The organism is Pseudomonas sp. DD1 (assembly GCF_044510355.1).
Classification (GTDB): domain Bacteria; phylum Pseudomonadota; class Gammaproteobacteria; order Pseudomonadales; family Pseudomonadaceae; genus Aquipseudomonas; species Aquipseudomonas shahriarae.
Genome location: NZ_MSAJ01000009.1, coordinates 1 through 14,534, shown reverse-complemented (window position 1 = coordinate 14,534; position 14,534 = coordinate 1). Strand labels below are relative to the sequence as shown.

The following is a 14,534-nucleotide window of genomic DNA, read 5'->3' as shown; positions in this document are numbered from 1 at the left end:
CTTTCCATGGATATCAAGACTGCCCTGAGCCGTATCGTCGGCCATCTGGACCTGAGCACCGCTGAAATGAGCGATGTCATGCGCGAAATCATGACCGGCCAATGCACCGATGCGCAGATTGGCGCCTTTATGATGGCCATGCGCATGAAGAGCGAGAGCATCGACGAAATCGTCGGCGCCGTCTCGGTGATGCGTGAACTGGCGGACAAGGTCGAACTCAAGACCCTCGACGGCGTGGTCGATGTGGTCGGCACCGGCGGTGACGGTGCGAATATTTTCAACGTTTCGACGGCATCATCCTTTGTCGTAGCCGCTGCCGGCTGCACCGTGGCCAAGCACGGCAACCGCGCGGTATCGGGCAAGAGCGGCAGTGCCGATCTGCTGGAAGCGGCCGGGATCTACCTGAACCTGACCCCGGTGCAGGTGGCGCGCTGCATCGACAACGTCGGTATCGGCTTTATGTTTGCCCAGTCCCACCATGGGGCGATGAAACACGCCGCGGGCCCGCGCAAGGACCTTGGCCTGCGTACCCTGTTCAACATGCTTGGCCCGCTTACGAATCCGGCCGGTGTGAAGCATCAGGTGGTGGGCGTGTTCAGCCAGGCGCTGTGCCGGCCATTGGCCGAAGTCCTGCAGCGCCTGGGCAGCAAACACGTGCTAGTGGTGCACTCCAAGGATGGCCTGGACGAATTCAGCCTGGCGGCCCCAACCTTTGTGGCCGAGCTGAAGAACGATCAGGTCACCGAATATTGGGTCGAGCCAGAAGACCTCGGTATGAAGAGCCAGAGCCTGCATGGCCTGGCGGTAGAAAGCCCGGCGGCGTCCCTTGAATTGATTCGCGATGCCCTGGGGCGTCGCAAGACCGAGAACGGTCAGAAAGCGGCAGAGATGATTGTTCTGAATGCTGGCGCGGCACTTTATGCAGCCGATCACGCCTATAGTCTTACAGAAGGTGTCGCCTTGGCCCACGATGCGCTGCATACGGGTCTGGCTCGCGAAAAGCTCGAAGAGCTGGGAGCATTCACGGCCGTATTCAAGATGGAGAATGAAGGATGAGCGTGCCAACAGTTCTGGAAAACATCCTCGCCCGCAAAGTTGAAGAAGTGGCCGAACGCCGCGCACGGGTGAGCCTGGCCGAGTTGGAAAACCTGGCAAAAAGCGCCGATGCACCCCGCGGCTTTGCCAATGCCCTGATCACCCAGGCCAGGCTCAAGCAGCCAGCGGTGATCGCCGAGATCAAAAAGGCCTCGCCGAGCAAAGGCGTGATCCGCGAGAACTTCGTGCCGGCAGAGATTGCTGCCAGCTATGAGAAGGGCGGGGCAACTTGCCTTTCGGTGTTGACCGATATCGACTACTTCCAGGGTTCCGACGCTTACCTGCAACAAGCCCGCGCCGCGTGCAAGTTGCCGGTGATCCGCAAGGACTTCATGATCGACCCGTACCAGATCGTCGAGGCCCGGGCGTTGGGCGCGGATTGCGTGCTGCTGATCGTTTCGGCGCTGGACGACGTGCAGATGGCCGAGTTGGCGGCGGTTGCCAAAGGCGTGGGCCTGGATGTGCTGGTCGAGGTCCATGACGGTGACGAACTGGAGCGCGCGCTGAAAACCCTCGACACACGACTGGTTGGGGTCAACAACCGCAACCTGCACACCTTTGACGTCAACCTGGAAACCACCCTGGACCTGCTGCCGCGCATTCCTCGTGACCGCCTGGTGATTACCGAGAGCGGGATCGTCAATCGTGCGGATGTGGAGTTGATGGAAATCAGCGACGTGTATTCGTTCCTGGTCGGCGAGACCTTTATGCGTGCGGAGAATCCAGGGGCGGAGTTGCAGCGCCTGTTTTTCCCGGAGCGTGGTCTACCGATCAGTGGTTCGACACTGGATTGATGTGAAACGCGGACACTGTGGGAGCTGGCTTGCCTGCGATAGCATCACCTCGGTGCAACAGAGACACCGAGGCGGCAGCATCGCCGGCAAGCCAGCTCCCACATTTTTTGTGTTTATTCAGAAAGGCAGGTGTTCGATGATCCAACCCGTAGCGATGACCGTTGAAGCAGGCCTTGCCGCCGAGCAGGACTTGCTGGCCGCCGTCTGCGCGGGTGAACAATCCTTCGGCCTGCTGTTCTGGCAGCCCAGCGACCAGGCACTGGTGATGCCTCGCCGTCTGAGTCGTCTGCCCGCCTTTGACGCGGCCAGTCAGGTATCGGCCGCCCACGGTTGGCCGGTGTTGCTGCGGGAAACAGGGGGGGAGCCAGTGCCGCAGTCTGCGGCGACGGTGAATATCGCACTGGTCTACGCGCCACCCCGTAGCGAGGGCGACCAGGGCCGCATCGAGACCGGCTACCTGCGCCTGTGCCAGCCCATTTGCGACTTGCTGACCGAGTTGGGCGGCGATGCCTCTGTGGGCGAAATCGACGGGGCCTTTTGCGATGGCCGCTATAACGTCAATCTCAACGGACGCAAGATGGTCGGTACTGCCCAGCGCTGGCGCCAGAGTGGCGGGCGCCCGGTAGGCCTGGTGCATGGCGCATTGTTGCTGGAGAACCATCGTGAGGAACTGATTGCAGCGGTCAATCGCTTCAATCAGGCGTGCGGCCTCGAGCAGCGGGTGCGTGCCGACAGCCATATCGCCTTGCATGAAGCCTTTGCTGCGCCGGATGCCATCAGCCGCCTCGACGGTTTATACCGGCAGATGCTGGCACAGGTGTTTGCGTACTAGCGAGTGCCGAACACCACCATCGTCTTGCCTTTGACGTGCACCAGGTTGCGCTCTTCCAGATCCTTGAGCACTCGACCGACCATCTCCCGTGAGCAACCGACAATCCGGCCGATTTCCTGGCGCGTAACCTTGATTTGCATGCCGTCTGGATGGGTCATGGCATCCGGCTGCTTGCACAGTTCCAGCAAGCAGCGGGCGACGCGCCCGGTGACGTCGAAGAACGCCAGGTCACCGACTTTGCGCGTGGTGTTGCGCAAGCGCTGGGCAATCTGGCCGCTCAGGGCATAAAGGATGTCCGGATCTTGTTGGGCCAGTTCGCGAAATTTCGCATAGCTGATTTCTGCGACCTCACACTCAATCTTCGCCCGCACCCAGGCGCTGCGCTCCTGTTCTTTCCCCGCTTGTTCAAACAGGCCCAGCTCACCGAAGAAATCACCGGTATTGAGATAGGCGATGATCATTTCGCGACCGTCGTCATCCTCGATCAGGATCGTGACCGAACCTTTGATAATGAAAAACAGGGTTTCCGAGCGTTCCCCGGCGCAGATGATGTTCTGCTTGGCCGGATAGCGTTGCCTCTGACAATGGGTCAGTAACTTATCGAGGTTCTTGATCTTGGGTATGGGGGTAATAGCAACCATGGTTGTATCCCGAAAAGACTGCACGGTGTGGTTGGGCTGGTATTTTTATAGAGCGGATCCATCCGGAGGATGGCAATGCGCCATAGATTTGGCGTCAGCTTAACAGACACATTCTGACTCGATCAGGGAATTTACCTATCAAAGTCTGCTGTTGAACGTATTTGGGCAGAACACTGCGCTTGCGGGGGCCTGTGATAAGCTGGCGCCCCTTTTTTAGCAGTGGAGTCTGGGCGATGAAGGCACGCATCCAATGGGCGGGCGAAGCCATGTTCCTCGGTGAGTCGGGCAGTGGCCATGTGGTGGTCATGGATGGCCCGCCGGAAGCCGGTGGCCGCAATCTGGGTGTACGGCCCATGGAAATGCTCCTGCTCGGCGTGGGTGGTTGCAGCAACTTCGATGTGGTCAGCATCTTGAAGAAGTCGCGCCAGGCGGTGGAAAGCTGCGAAGCCTTTTTGGAAGCCGAGCGCGCGACTGAAGACCCGAAGGTGTTCACCAAGATCCATATGCATTTTGTGGTCAAGGGGCGTGCGCTGAAGGAAGCGCAGGTCAAGCGGGCCATCGAGCTGTCGGCGGAGAAGTACTGCTCGGCCTCGATCATGCTCGGCGCGGCAGGTGTGGCCATTACCCATGATTACGAGATCATTGAGTTGGGCTGATCGCAGGATCTTCTGACAAAAAGAAAGGGCGCTTTGCAAGCGCCCTTTTTTGCAGCTCAGATTCGGTAGGTGCTCTTGGTCATGACCTTGGCCATCAGGCTCATGCCAAACCTCACCGGCGCCGGGAAGCGGAAACCGCCGGCATCCAGCGCACTTTCTGCGTGGTGTTCTTCGTCGATACGCATCTGCTCAAGAATCGCCCGGGACTTTTCATCCTCGGCCGGTAGTTGCTCCAGGTGCTCATCCAGGTGTTTGCACACCTGATGTTCGGTCGCGGCGACAAAACCCAGGCTGACCTTGTCGCTGATCAAGCCGGCAGCGGCGCCGATGCCAAACGACAGGCCATAAAACAGTGGGTTGAGCACACTGGGGTGGCTGCCCAATTGGCGGATACGTTGTTCACACCAGGCCAAGTGGTCGATTTCTTCCTCAGCCGCGTGCTCCATGGCCGCGCGTACTTGCGGCAGCTTGGCGGTCAGGGCCTGGCCCTGGTAGAGCGCCTGGGCACAGACTTCGCCGGTATGGTTGATGCGCATCAGGCCGGCGACATGACGGGTATCCGTTTCGCTCATTTGTGCTTCGGGTTGCACGATGGCAGGTGACGGGCGATACGGCTGGCCGCTGAAGGGCAGCAGTGTGCGCATGGCTGTGTCGGCCTGCAGCAACAGTCGGTCAATCGGCGAGTAGTGACGTTGGGTAGTCATGCTGACCTCCGGGAAAAATCTCGGCGGTCAGTTTACCGCAAGAGAGGGGCGTGCGTTTGCGCTGGGTCATGCTTCTTGCAGGAGCCGGCAAGCCGGCTCCTGCAATGGCGGGTTTCAGCCGGGTGGCCAGTTCATCTGGCGTTGACCCAGTACATGCATATGAATGTGATAGACGGTCTGGCCGCCATCTTCATTGCAGTTCATCACCACGCGAAAGCCTTTTTCACAGCCTTGTTCCACGGCCAGGCGCTGGGCGGTGAACAGGATGTGTCCAGCCAGGCCCTTGTCTTCTTCCGTCAGGTCGTTGAGGGTGCGGATCGGCTTTTTCGGAATCACCAGGAAATGCACGGGGGCCATTGGCGCAATATCGTGGAAGGCCAGGACCTGGTCATCCTCGTAGATAATCCTCGCGGGTATTTCTCTGTTGATGATCTTGGTGAACAGAGTATCCACAGCTGTTTCTCCATTATGAAAGTGCAGGGTGAGTGTACCCAGCAGGTCAACGCGGGCAATAGGCCTTGTTGATCGCGCCGGCAATCTTGCGGGTCAACCAGCGTGGGCTCAAGCGTGGGCTGAACGCCAGCCAGCGGTTACGGCGACCGGGAACAATGATCGCTTTGTTCTTTGCCAGGGCTCGTACGGTGTGCAGCGCCACTTCTTCCGGGCTCATCAGCTGCTGACGGTCCAGCTTGGCGGTGTCCATCTGTGCGGTGCCGAAGAAGGCAGTGCGGGTCGGGCCGGGACAGAGCACTGAGACCTTGATACCACAGCTTTTCAGCTCTTCGCGCAGACCTTCGGAGAAGTGCAGTACATAGGCCTTGCTGGCGTAGTAGGTACTCATCCATGGCCCCGGCTGGAAGGCCGCGACGGAGGCGACGTTAAGAATCTGCCCACCACCGTGCAAGGCCATGGAGTTACCCAGCGCATGGCACAGGCGGGTCAGGGCGAGGATGTTGACTTCGATCAGGTCCTGCTCGGTCATCCAGTCCTGGGCCAGGAATGGGCCGCTGGTGCCAATACCGGCACAGTTGACCAGCAAGTCGATCTGCCGCTCGCCTTCTTCCAGCTCCAGCAGGAACCCGGACAGGCGCAGTGGCTCGCCCAGGTCACAGGCGCGGAACAGCACCTCGACGCCAAAACGTTGGGTCAGCTCTATGGCAATACTTTCCAACTGATCACGCTGGCGGGCCACCAGAATCAAGCTGCGGCCGCGACGGGCCAGTGCTTCGGCCAAGGCCAGGCCGATGCCACTGGAGGCACCGGTGATCAGAGCGTAACGGGTCATGCATTTCTCCATCGCAACGCCACCGCGCCTGCGACAGATGCGTCACAGGCGTGGGGCGTTTCTTCATTCTTGCGGAGAGTCTACAGGTTCGGCCGCATCGTCAGCACTTTGCACATCTTCTTCACCGGCTATGACGCTCTGGTCAGCTTCTTCATCGGTGGACATGGAGCTGCTTTCGTAGCCACTGTCCACGCTGGTTTCGAGCTGGTCCAGGTAACCGCCCATGGCCAGCATCACTGCGGCGGCGAATATCAATGGGAGCATCGCCAGCCACAGGGTGGCCAGGACCTTTACTGCGGTCGAGTTGCGTGGCGGTGGTGCACCATATTGGTTGGCGCCTGCATTGCCGGGCAGCACGATCAACAGGATCGGGAAAATGCTGCCCACGATCGGCACCAGGTTCAGGAACCATAACCAGCCGGACCAGCCCAGGTCATGCAGGCGCTGCACGGTGATCAGGACGCTCATCCACACCGATGCCACGAGCAAGACCAGACCAAGCAGTGAACCAATGATGATCGCCGCAGTGGGCGATGCCGCGGCAATACCCACGCCCACGGTGAACAAGGCGCCCACGATGGCGAACAGCGCCAGGCTCAGGACCAGGGTCCAGGCCAGGAAACGCAGGCGCCCGATACGGCCGTTGACGGTGAACACGTTGAGGGTGGAAAACTCTGGAAGGTCATCCCCCACGGCTGCGCGCGGTGGTGCATACGGCGAGGTGGCCGGGCGCGAAAAATCGGAGGCGCCGGAGTCGGTCTCGTGGGTTTCAGCCAGGTTGAAAGCCACAGGCTGTTCAGCTTCGATGCGCGCATCCACCCCGGCGTTTTTCAGGGCGGCCAGGTAGGTTTCGGCATCGGGGCGAGACAGGTCGCGCTTGAGGGCGACTGGACGCCCGGTGAAGAGCTTTTCGATCGCCTCGACTTCGCTTTTGAACAATTCGGCCAGGTTCAGCTTGGCGGTGGTGCTTTCGACACCCGGGAGCAAGGCTCCATCAAACACAATCTTGAAACGGTTGTCGCTCATGCAGGCATCCTTGTCACTTTTCAGGGGGGTAATGCTGGCCTGCCTCATTCGGCAGGCCAGGCGGGTGGGTCAGCGCGGCCAGCGCAATTGTGCTGCGTGCTCGCGCGCCTTGCGGTATTCGGCATCAAGGCGGGCAACCAGTTCATCGACACTGGGTAAATCGTCAATCTCACCGACGCCTTGGCCGGCGGACCATACGGTCTTCCAGGCTTTGGCCTCGTCGCTGAGTGGTTTGAGCTTGGAGCCAAAGTTGACTTCGCCTTTGCCTTGCAGGGCGGCGAGGTCGAAACCGGCGTTTTCCAGGCTCTGGCGCATAAAGCTTGCAGGCACGCCGGACACCGCCGGAGTGTGCACGATATCGGCTGCGCGCGATGTGAGCAGCATCTCTTTATAGGCATCGGGGGCGTGGCTTTCGGTGGTGGCGATAAAGCGCGTGCCGAAATACGCGAGATCAGCCCCGAGCAATTGCGCGGCGAGGATTTCGTGCCCATGGTTCAGGCAGCCGGCCAGCAACAGGGTCTTGTCGAAGAACTGGCGAATTTCGGCGACCAGCGAAAACGGGCTCCAAGTGCCGGCGTGGCCACCAGCCCCTGCCGCCACCGCGATCAGCCCATCGACCCCGGCTTCGGCGGCCTTTTCGGCGTGGCGCCGAGTGGTGACGTCGTGGAACACCAGGCCGCCGTAGCTGTGTACGGCGTCTACCAATTCCTTGACCGCGCCCAGGCTGGTGATAACGATCGGCACCTTGTGCTCGACGCAAATCGCCAGGTCAGCCTCAAGGCGTGGGTTGCTGTGGTGCACGATCAGGTTGACCGCGTAGGGCGCAGGGTTGTCCAGCAGCGCCAGGCCCGCTTCGATTTCTTCCAGCCAGGCCTTGAAGCCACTGCTTTCACGCTGGTTGAGTGCCGGAAAGCTCCCGACCACGCCATTGCGGCAGCACGCCAGGACCAGTTGCGGATTGGAAATCAGGAACATCGGCGCAGCCACCACGGGCAGGCGCAGACGTTGTTCAAGCAAAGCGGGCAGCGACATTGGAAGTACCCCGGATTAAGTGCGGCTAAGTAGAGTTAGAACGGCTTGACGACGACCAAAATTACAATAGCCAGCAATATCAGAACCGGCACTTCATTGAACCAGCGATAAAAGACATGGCTGCGGGTGTTTTCGCCACGGGCAAAACGTTTTACCTGAGCGCCACACATATGGTGGTAACCGATCAGGATCACCACCAGGGTCAGCTTGGCGTGCATCCAGCCACCCTGGCTGAAGATGCTCGGGTTAAGGCTGATCAACCAGATGCCGAATACCAGCGTGGCGATCATCGACGGCAGCATGATGCCCTTGTACAGCTTGCGCTCCATGATGCAGAAGCGTTCCTGGCTGACGGCATCCTGGCTTTGTGCGTGGTAGACGAACAGGCGCGGCAGGTAAAACAGCCCGGCAAACCAGCAGACAATGCTGACGATATGGAAGGCTTTGAGCCATAGATAAAGCATTTTTAGTTATTCCCAGGTTCACGGTAACTGGAGATAGTAGAGGTTAGAGCGTGCGTACGTCACCTTGACGGTTGTCGCAGAACGATACGGCCCCTATTATCGACGGCTTTCCAGTGGGTTCGTTGAGGGCAGGTTTATGGTCAAGGTCGGTATCGTCGGCGGCACGGGTTACACCGGTGTCGAATTGCTGCGTCTGTTGGCTCAGCATCCGCAAGCTGAGGTAGTGGTCATTACCTCCCGATCCGAGGCCGGCCTGGCCGTTGCCGATATGTACCCCAACCTGCGTGGCCATTACGACGGCCTGGCGTTCAGCGTTCCGGATATCAAGACCCTGGGCGCCTGCGATGTGGTGTTTTTCGCGACCCCCCACGGTGTTGCCCATGCGTTGGCCGGCGAGCTGCTGGCCGCCGGGACCAAGGTCATTGACCTCTCGGCGGACTTCCGTTTGCAGGATGCCGATGAGTGGGCCAAGTGGTACGGTCAGCCCCATGGTGCTCCAGAGCTGCTTGAAGAGGCGGTGTACGGCTTGCCAGAGGTTAATCGTGAGCAGATCAAGCAGGCGCGTCTGATCGCCGTGCCGGGTTGCTATCCGACGGCTACGCAGCTGGGTTTCCTACCGCTGCTGGAAGCTGGTCTGGCGGACGCCTCGCGCCTGATTGCCGACTGCAAGTCGGGCGTCAGCGGCGCTGGTCGCGGTGCAGCAGTAGGCTCCTTGTACTCCGAGACCTCGGAAAGCATGAAGGCGTATGCCGTAAAGGGGCATCGCCATCTGCCGGAAATTCGCCAGGGGCTGCGGCGTGCGGCGGGCAGTGACGTCGGTCTGACGTTCGTGCCGCACCTGACCCCGATGATCCGTGGGATTCACTCGACACTGTATGCAACGGTCGTGGATCGCTCGGTGGATCTGCAGGCATTGTTTGAAAAGCGTTATGCCAATGAGCCGTTCGTCGATGTAATGCCTGCCGGTAGTCACCCGGAAACCCGCAGCGTGCGCGGTGCCAACGTGTGCCGGATTGCCGTGCATCGTCCGCAGGATGGCGACTTGGTGGTGGTGCTGTCGGTTATCGATAATCTGGTCAAGGGCGCGTCGGGCCAGGCTGTGCAGAACATGAACATCTTGTTCGGCCTTGATGAGAAGCTCGGCTTGTCCCACGCCGGCATGCTGCCTTAAGGCGTTGGCTGCTGTGCAAAAGGCCCGTTGATCGGGCCTTTCGTGTTTTTAAGGGGCGCCGGGCAGATTGATATACCGTAACAATAGTTGACCGCTTTTCTAGGAGAAGCGGATAATGGCGGTCATCACGCATATGGCGGCGCTACGCCGGGAGATTATCAGCATGAGCGTTGAATCCTTCACCCCCACGGCTTTGCAATTCACCCACGGTGCTGCGCACAAGGTGAAGAGCCTGGTCGATGAAGAGGGTAATGATCGCTTGAAGCTGCGCGTATTCGTTACGGGCGGCGGTTGTTCAGGGTTTCAGTATGGCTTCACCTTCGATGAAGATGTGGCTGACGACGACACCATTGTCGAGCGCGAAGGCGTAAGCCTGGTTGTGGATCCGATGAGCTTCCAGTACTTGGCAGGTGCCGAGGTGGACTACCAGGAAGGTTTGGAAGGCTCACGCTTTGTGATCAAGAACCCGAATGCCACCACGACGTGTGGTTGCGGTTCGTCTTTCTCGATCTGATCAGTAGCGGATTAAGCAAAACGCCGCTTGGCTCTTATGGGGCCAAGCGGCGTTTTGCTATCTGCGTTTCAGGCGGGGTAGATCGCGCCAAGTACACGAAGGCCGCGGGCGCCTGTCACGCTTGGACGGTTGGCGGCGATACCTTCCAGGCAGCAATGGGCCAGCCAGGCGAAGGCCATGGCTTCCACCCAGTCGGGGTCTACACCGTGGGTGGCGGTGCTGCTGACACGGGTGGTCGGTAGCATGGCGGCGAGGCGGTTCATCAGCGTCGAGTTATGGGCGCCGCCGCCACACACCAGCAGGGTTTCGGTTTGCGGCTGTGCAGTTTTCAACGACTCGACGATGGTCTGTGCGGTCAGTTCCAGCAGCGTGGCGTGGATATCCTGGGCATTGAATGATGGTAGTCGACCGAGGTGGTGTTCCAGCCAAGGCAGGTTGAAGACTTCGCGCCCAGTGCTTTTCGGCCCCTTGGTCAGGAAGAAGGGGTCGCTGAGCAAAGCGTTAAGCAACTGTGGCTCGACCTTTCCCGTCGCGGCCCATTGGCCGTCGCGGTCAAAGTTTTCGCCTCGTTGCTGGTGAATCCAGGCGTCGAGCAGAACGTTGCCCGGGCCGCAGTCAAAACCCGCTACGGGTTTGCCGGTCTCGATCAGGCTCAGATTGCTGAAACCGCCGACATTCAGTACTGCGCGGTTGCCAGTAGCCTCGCCGAACAGCGCTTCGTGAAAGGCGGGCACCAGTGGTGCGCCCTGGCCGCCGGCGGCTACATCGCGGCTGCGAAAGTCGCTGACGACGGTTATTCCGGTCAGTTCGGTCAGTAGGGCGGGGTTGCCAATCTGCACGGTGAAACCGCGGGCGGGCTCGTGGCGAATGGTCTGCCCATGGCTGCCAATCGCACGGATGTCGTGGTGAGTGAGTTGCTGCTGCTCAAGCACGGCATGAATGCCCTGGGCTGCGAGCGTTACCCAGCTTTGCTGGGCAATCGCCGAGCGTGCAATTTCATCCGGGCCACTGGCGCAAAGGCCCAGCAGCTCGGCGCGCAGGGATTCAGGCATGGGGATGTAATGTGTGGCGATCAACTTGACCGCCGTATCTTGCTCGATCAGCGCTATGTCCAGGCCATCAAGGCTGGTCCCGGACATGACACCTATATAGAGCGCCATCGCTTAGCGCTTCGCCGAAGCCAGCATGGTGGCGCGTTCCTGGTCCATGCGTGCCATCAGCGGTTGGCTTTGCTGAAGGAAGCGTGCGCGCTCGGCCTTGGCGATCGGGTCGGCCATCGGCAGCTTCTGGCCCAGGGGGTCGACGTGCACGCCGTTGACCTGGAACTCATAGTGCAGGTGCGGGCCGGTGGACAGGCCGGTGGTGCCGATATAGCCAATCACTTGGCCTTGTTTGACGTTGCCACCGGTCTTCACGCCTTTGGCAAAGCCTTGCATATGCCCATAAAGCGTACGGTAGCTGTTGCCGTGCTGGATGATAACGGTGTTGCCGTAGCCGCCACGGCGCCCGGCCAGCAGCACCTTGCCGTCGCCGGCAGCTTTGATCGGCGTGCCGCGCGGTGCTGCATAGTCCACGCCTTTGTGGGCGCGGATTTTGTTCAGAATTGGATGCTTGCGACCCATGGAGAAACGCGAGCTAATACGGGCGAAGTCAACTGGAGTACGGATGAAGGCCTTGCGCATGCTATTGCCGTCGGCGGTGTAGTAGCTGCTATTGCCCTGTTTGTTTGTGTAACGCACGGCAGTGTAGGTCTTGCCGCGGTTGGTGAAGCGCGCCGAGAGGATATTGCCGGTGCCGACAACCTTGCCGTTAGCCACCTTTTGCTCGTAGATCACATCGAATTCGTCACCCTGGCGAATGTCCTGAGCGAAGTCGATGTCGTAGCCAAATACGCTGGCCATGTCCATGGTCATGCTATGGGACAGGCCTGCGCGAGCTGCCGACTGGGACAGCGAGCTATTGATCACGCCATGAATGTAGGCGGAGCGCATCACCGGCTTGGTGGTCACGCGATTGAAGGCAAAGCCCTTGGCGCCCCGGGTCAGGGTGATGCTTTCGAGGTCGTTGAGATTGGTGTGCAGGGTGGTCAGTTGGCCTTCAGGATTCAGTTCGAACTCAAGCTTCTGGCCACGCTTGAGCTGGGTGAATTGCTTGGCTTGCTTATCGCTGGCCAGCACATCGCTAACGGTGGTGGCGGGTAGTCCGACCTTTTCGAATAACGTCGACAGCGTATCGCCTTTGGCCACGATCACTTCGCGATGCTCGGGGCCTTTCGCTACCTGGGCTGCAGGCGCTGCCTGAGCGGTTTGTTTGGTGTCGTCTGCGCTTTCTTCAATCTGCGCAAATGGTGACTCTGCGCTCGCGGTTGTGGCTTGTTGTGCGTCAGAAGCGTCTTGATCTTGTGTCAGTTGTTCAACCGGACTCTCCAAGTCAAGACTCAGGGTCGTTCGTTTGGCTTCTACGTCGCTGGAAGGGAATACCAGGAGTGCCAGGCTGAGAAGGGCGGCGATACCACTTGCGGCGAGCAGGTGGGTCTTCGGGTAAAGCGGTGGCGCTTTAGACGGTTCAGTGGTCATAGGTAATTTTGACTTTGAAAAGGTGAAATGGAAAAGATGAATGACATGATGAAGATGAAATAACTGTATAAAATATAACCAAATCATCTGTGGCGCAAGCTTGCGAATGCCGGGCTCGCCGAATGGTGTCCGTTTGCAGGGCAAAACTTGTAATTAGTCCCTGATCTTGTATGGTTGGTTCCCTTTGAATCTGAGCCTTGCGGGTCTGTTATGAAGTCGGTTGAAGAGCAGCTAGCGCTGATCAAACGTGGTGCGGAAGAACTGTTGGTTGAGGCCGAGCTGATTGAAAAGCTCAAGCGTGGCCAACCCCTGCGTATTAAGGCCGGCTTTGATCCGACGGCACCGGATCTGCACCTGGGTCACACCGTGCTTATTAATAAGCTGCGCCAGTTCCAGGAGTTGGGGCATCAGGTGATCTTCCTTATAGGTGATTTCACCGGGATGATCGGTGATCCGAGTGGTAAGAGTGCCACCCGCCCGCCGCTGACCCGTGAGCAGGTTCTTGATAATGCCGAGACCTACAAGACCCAGGTCTTCAAGATTCTCGATCCTGCCAAGACCGAAGTGGCGTTCAACTCCACCTGGATGGATCAGATGGGGCCGGCGGATTTCATTCGCCTGACATCCCAGTACACCGTTGCGCGGATGCTTGAGCGTGATGACTTCGATAAGCGCTACTCCACCAATCAGCCTATTGCGATACACGAGTTCCTATACCCGTTGGTTCAAGGGTATGACTCGGTAGCGTTGCGGGCGGACGTTGAGCTGGGCGGTACTGATCAGAAGTTCAACCTGTTGATGGGGCGTGAGCTGCAGCGTGCGTATGGCCAGGAGGCTCAGTGCATTCTGACTATGCCGTTGCTGGAAGGCTTGGATGGCGTCAAGAAGATGTCCAAGTCACTGGGCAACTACGTCGGTATCCAGGAAGCGCCGGGGGTGATGTACGGCAAGTTGGTTTCTATCCCTGATGCGCTGATGTGGCGTTATTTCGAGCTGTTGAGCTTCCGCTCAATGGATGAGATCAACGCGTTGCGTGCTGACGTGGAGGCGGGTGCGAATCCTCGGGACGTCAAGATCAAGCTGGCGGAAGAGATTGTTGCGCGTTTCCATGGCGAGGAGGCTGCGGCCAGTGCTCACCGTGCGGCGGGCAATCGTATGAAGGATGGCGAGCTGCCGGATGATCTGCCTGAGATCGAATTGACTGCTGGTGAGGCGATGCCGATTGCGGCCGTCCTTAATAAGGCAGGCCTGGTGAAGAACTCGGCGGTTGCACGTGACCTTCTGGGTTCCGGTGGTGTGCGTATAGATGGTGAGGTTGTCGATCGCACCTTTATATACGAGCTGGGCGCGACCCACGTTTGCCAGGCCGGCAAGAAGGCATTTGCGCGTATTACGCTTAAATCCGAATAAACCTGAAATTAACTGTTGACGGCGATTTATATCTGTCTATAATTCGCCCCACTTCCGGTGCAGTCGAAACGGAAAACTCCTTGGTAAACAAAGAGTTACGCAGAATTCGACAGCGAGTTGCTTCAGTTCATCGAAGCCCAGAAGGAGTTGGTAGAGCGGTGTTGTTTGGCTCTATTAGCGTTTCGATCCTCTCGGTCGAAAGCGGAAAAAAAGAGGTGTTGACAGCAGCGTGTAACGCTGTAGAATTCGCCTCCCGCTAACGAGAGATCGGAAGCGCAAGTGGTTGAAGTTGTTGAGGAAATCCTCGAAAACTTCTGAAAATAATCACTTGACA

At 58.9% G+C, this 14,534-nt stretch carries 16 protein-coding genes; 7 read left to right on the top strand and 9 right to left on the bottom strand.

Annotated features, from left to right (window positions below; genetic code table 11):
* Positions 1-6: 6 nt before the first annotated feature.
* The 3 genes from trpD to PSFL_RS06980 all read left to right on the top strand — a co-directional run bounded on the left by trpD (position 7) and on the right by PSFL_RS06980 (position 2,721).
* Complete coding sequence (trpD, locus tag PSFL_RS06990; protein ID WP_032858515.1) at positions 7-1,056, top strand: anthranilate phosphoribosyltransferase; 1,050 nt, start codon at positions 7-9, stop codon at positions 1,054-1,056.
* On the top strand, positions 1,053-1,889 hold the full coding sequence (gene trpC / locus PSFL_RS06985; RefSeq protein WP_057440331.1) for an indole-3-glycerol phosphate synthase TrpC: 837 nt from the start codon (positions 1,053-1,055) through the stop codon (positions 1,887-1,889). Before trpD ends, trpC begins: the two co-directional genes overlap by 4 nt.
* A gap of 136 nt (positions 1,890-2,025) precedes the next feature.
* Positions 2,026-2,721 (top strand): lipoyl protein ligase domain-containing protein, encoded by a 696-nt coding sequence (locus PSFL_RS06980; RefSeq protein WP_057440332.1) that lies wholly within the window; start codon positions 2,026-2,028, stop codon positions 2,719-2,721.
* Here the strand turns inward: PSFL_RS06980 and crp are convergent.
* Complete coding sequence (crp, locus tag PSFL_RS06975) at positions 2,718-3,362, bottom strand: cAMP-activated global transcriptional regulator CRP (protein WP_057440333.1); 645 nt, start codon at positions 3,360-3,362, stop codon at positions 2,718-2,720. The genes PSFL_RS06980 and crp overlap by 4 nt on opposite strands.
* A 233-nt stretch (positions 3,363-3,595) precedes the next feature.
* Between crp and PSFL_RS06970 the strand changes: the two genes are divergently transcribed.
* The gene (locus tag PSFL_RS06970) at positions 3,596-4,018 is read left to right on the top strand and encodes an OsmC family protein (RefSeq protein WP_005792019.1); all 423 of its coding nucleotides are present in this window, start codon (positions 3,596-3,598) and stop codon (positions 4,016-4,018) included.
* A 56-nt stretch (positions 4,019-4,074) separates the two neighbouring features.
* On the opposite strand, the gene coq7 is transcribed toward PSFL_RS06970, so the two are convergent.
* The 6 genes from coq7 to hemJ form a co-directional block, all read right to left on the bottom strand.
* Complete coding sequence (coq7, locus tag PSFL_RS06965) at positions 4,075-4,722, bottom strand: 2-polyprenyl-3-methyl-6-methoxy-1,4-benzoquinone monooxygenase (protein ID WP_029296753.1); 648 nt, start codon at positions 4,720-4,722, stop codon at positions 4,075-4,077.
* A 114-nt stretch (positions 4,723-4,836) separates the two neighbouring features.
* Positions 4,837-5,175, bottom strand: a complete 339-nt coding sequence (locus PSFL_RS06960) for a histidine triad nucleotide-binding protein (protein WP_032858506.1) — start codon at positions 5,173-5,175, stop codon at positions 4,837-4,839.
* 46 nt (positions 5,176-5,221) lie between these two features.
* Positions 5,222-6,007, bottom strand: coding sequence for an SDR family oxidoreductase (locus PSFL_RS06955; RefSeq protein ID WP_057440334.1), 786 nt, complete (start codon positions 6,005-6,007; stop codon positions 5,222-5,224).
* Positions 6,008-6,070: 63 nt separating this feature from the next.
* Entirely contained in the window at positions 6,071-7,033 is a 963-nt protein-coding gene (locus PSFL_RS06950) for a DUF805 domain-containing protein (protein ID WP_057440335.1), read from the bottom strand.
* A gap of 69 nt (positions 7,034-7,102) precedes the next feature.
* Positions 7,103-8,065, bottom strand: coding sequence for a nitronate monooxygenase family protein (locus PSFL_RS06945; protein WP_057440336.1), 963 nt, complete (start codon positions 8,063-8,065; stop codon positions 7,103-7,105).
* A gap of 35 nt (positions 8,066-8,100) precedes the next feature.
* Complete coding sequence (hemJ, locus tag PSFL_RS06940; RefSeq protein ID WP_057440337.1) at positions 8,101-8,529, bottom strand: protoporphyrinogen oxidase HemJ; 429 nt, start codon at positions 8,527-8,529, stop codon at positions 8,101-8,103.
* 136 nt (positions 8,530-8,665) lie between these two features.
* Between hemJ and argC the strand changes: the two genes are divergently transcribed.
* Together argC and erpA are read left to right on the top strand one after the other, a co-directional pair.
* A complete protein-coding gene (gene argC / locus PSFL_RS06935; protein WP_057440338.1) occupies positions 8,666-9,700 on the top strand; it encodes an N-acetyl-gamma-glutamyl-phosphate reductase in 1,035 nt (344 codons plus the stop codon).
* Positions 9,701-9,863: 163 nt separating this feature from the next.
* Complete coding sequence (gene erpA / locus PSFL_RS06930) at positions 9,864-10,214, top strand: iron-sulfur cluster insertion protein ErpA (protein ID WP_003176443.1); 351 nt, start codon at positions 9,864-9,866, stop codon at positions 10,212-10,214.
* A 68-nt stretch (positions 10,215-10,282) separates the two neighbouring features.
* Here the strand turns inward: erpA and PSFL_RS06925 are convergent, their stop codons facing one another.
* Positions 10,283-11,374 (bottom strand): anhydro-N-acetylmuramic acid kinase, encoded by a 1,092-nt coding sequence (locus PSFL_RS06925; RefSeq protein ID WP_397469841.1) that lies wholly within the window; start codon positions 11,372-11,374, stop codon positions 10,283-10,285.
* A gap of 3 nt (positions 11,375-11,377) precedes the next feature.
* Entirely contained in the window at positions 11,378-12,790 is a 1,413-nt protein-coding gene (locus PSFL_RS06920) for a peptidoglycan DD-metalloendopeptidase family protein (RefSeq protein ID WP_057440340.1), read from the bottom strand.
* Positions 12,791-13,000: 210 nt separating this feature from the next.
* Here PSFL_RS06920 and tyrS point away from each other — a divergent pair, with 210 nt between their 5' ends.
* The gene (gene tyrS / locus PSFL_RS06915; RefSeq protein WP_076962201.1) at positions 13,001-14,200 is read left to right on the top strand and encodes a tyrosine--tRNA ligase; all 1,200 of its coding nucleotides are present in this window, start codon (positions 13,001-13,003) and stop codon (positions 14,198-14,200) included.
* Positions 14,201-14,534: the final 334 nt, after the last annotated feature.

Bases quoted from the DNA above. Each gene is read 5' to 3' on its own strand.
- PSFL_RS06945 (WP_057440336.1), bottom strand. From the start codon at position 8,065: ATGTCGCTGCCCGCTTTGCTTGAACAACGTCTGCGCCTGCCCGTGGTG.
- PSFL_RS06925 (WP_397469841.1), bottom strand. From the start codon at position 11,374: ATGGCGCTCTATATAGGTGTCATGTCCGGGACCAGCCTTGATGGCCTG.
- tyrS (WP_076962201.1), top strand. From the start codon at position 13,001: ATGAAGTCGGTTGAAGAGCAGCTAGCGCTGATCAAACGTGGTGCGGAA.
- trpC (WP_057440331.1), top strand. From the start codon at position 1,053: ATGAGCGTGCCAACAGTTCTGGAAAACATCCTCGCCCGCAAAGTTGAA.
- trpD (WP_032858515.1), top strand. From the start codon at position 7: ATGGATATCAAGACTGCCCTGAGCCGTATCGTCGGCCATCTGGACCTG.
- crp (WP_057440333.1), bottom strand. From the start codon at position 3,362: ATGGTTGCTATTACCCCCATACCCAAGATCAAGAACCTCGATAAGTTA.
- PSFL_RS06950 (WP_057440335.1), bottom strand. From the start codon at position 7,033: ATGAGCGACAACCGTTTCAAGATTGTGTTTGATGGAGCCTTGCTCCCG.
- erpA (WP_003176443.1), top strand. From the start codon at position 9,864: ATGAGCGTTGAATCCTTCACCCCCACGGCTTTGCAATTCACCCACGGT.
- PSFL_RS06970 (WP_005792019.1), top strand. From the start codon at position 3,596: ATGAAGGCACGCATCCAATGGGCGGGCGAAGCCATGTTCCTCGGTGAG.
- coq7 (WP_029296753.1), bottom strand. From the start codon at position 4,722: ATGACTACCCAACGTCACTACTCGCCGATTGACCGACTGTTGCTGCAG.
- PSFL_RS06920 (WP_057440340.1), bottom strand. From the start codon at position 12,790: ATGACCACTGAACCGTCTAAAGCGCCACCGCTTTACCCGAAGACCCAC.
- hemJ (WP_057440337.1), bottom strand. From the start codon at position 8,529: ATGCTTTATCTATGGCTCAAAGCCTTCCATATCGTCAGCATTGTCTGC.
- PSFL_RS06980 (WP_057440332.1), top strand. From the start codon at position 2,026: ATGATCCAACCCGTAGCGATGACCGTTGAAGCAGGCCTTGCCGCCGAG.
- argC (WP_057440338.1), top strand. From the start codon at position 8,666: ATGGTCAAGGTCGGTATCGTCGGCGGCACGGGTTACACCGGTGTCGAA.
- PSFL_RS06955 (WP_057440334.1), bottom strand. From the start codon at position 6,007: ATGACCCGTTACGCTCTGATCACCGGTGCCTCCAGTGGCATCGGCCTG.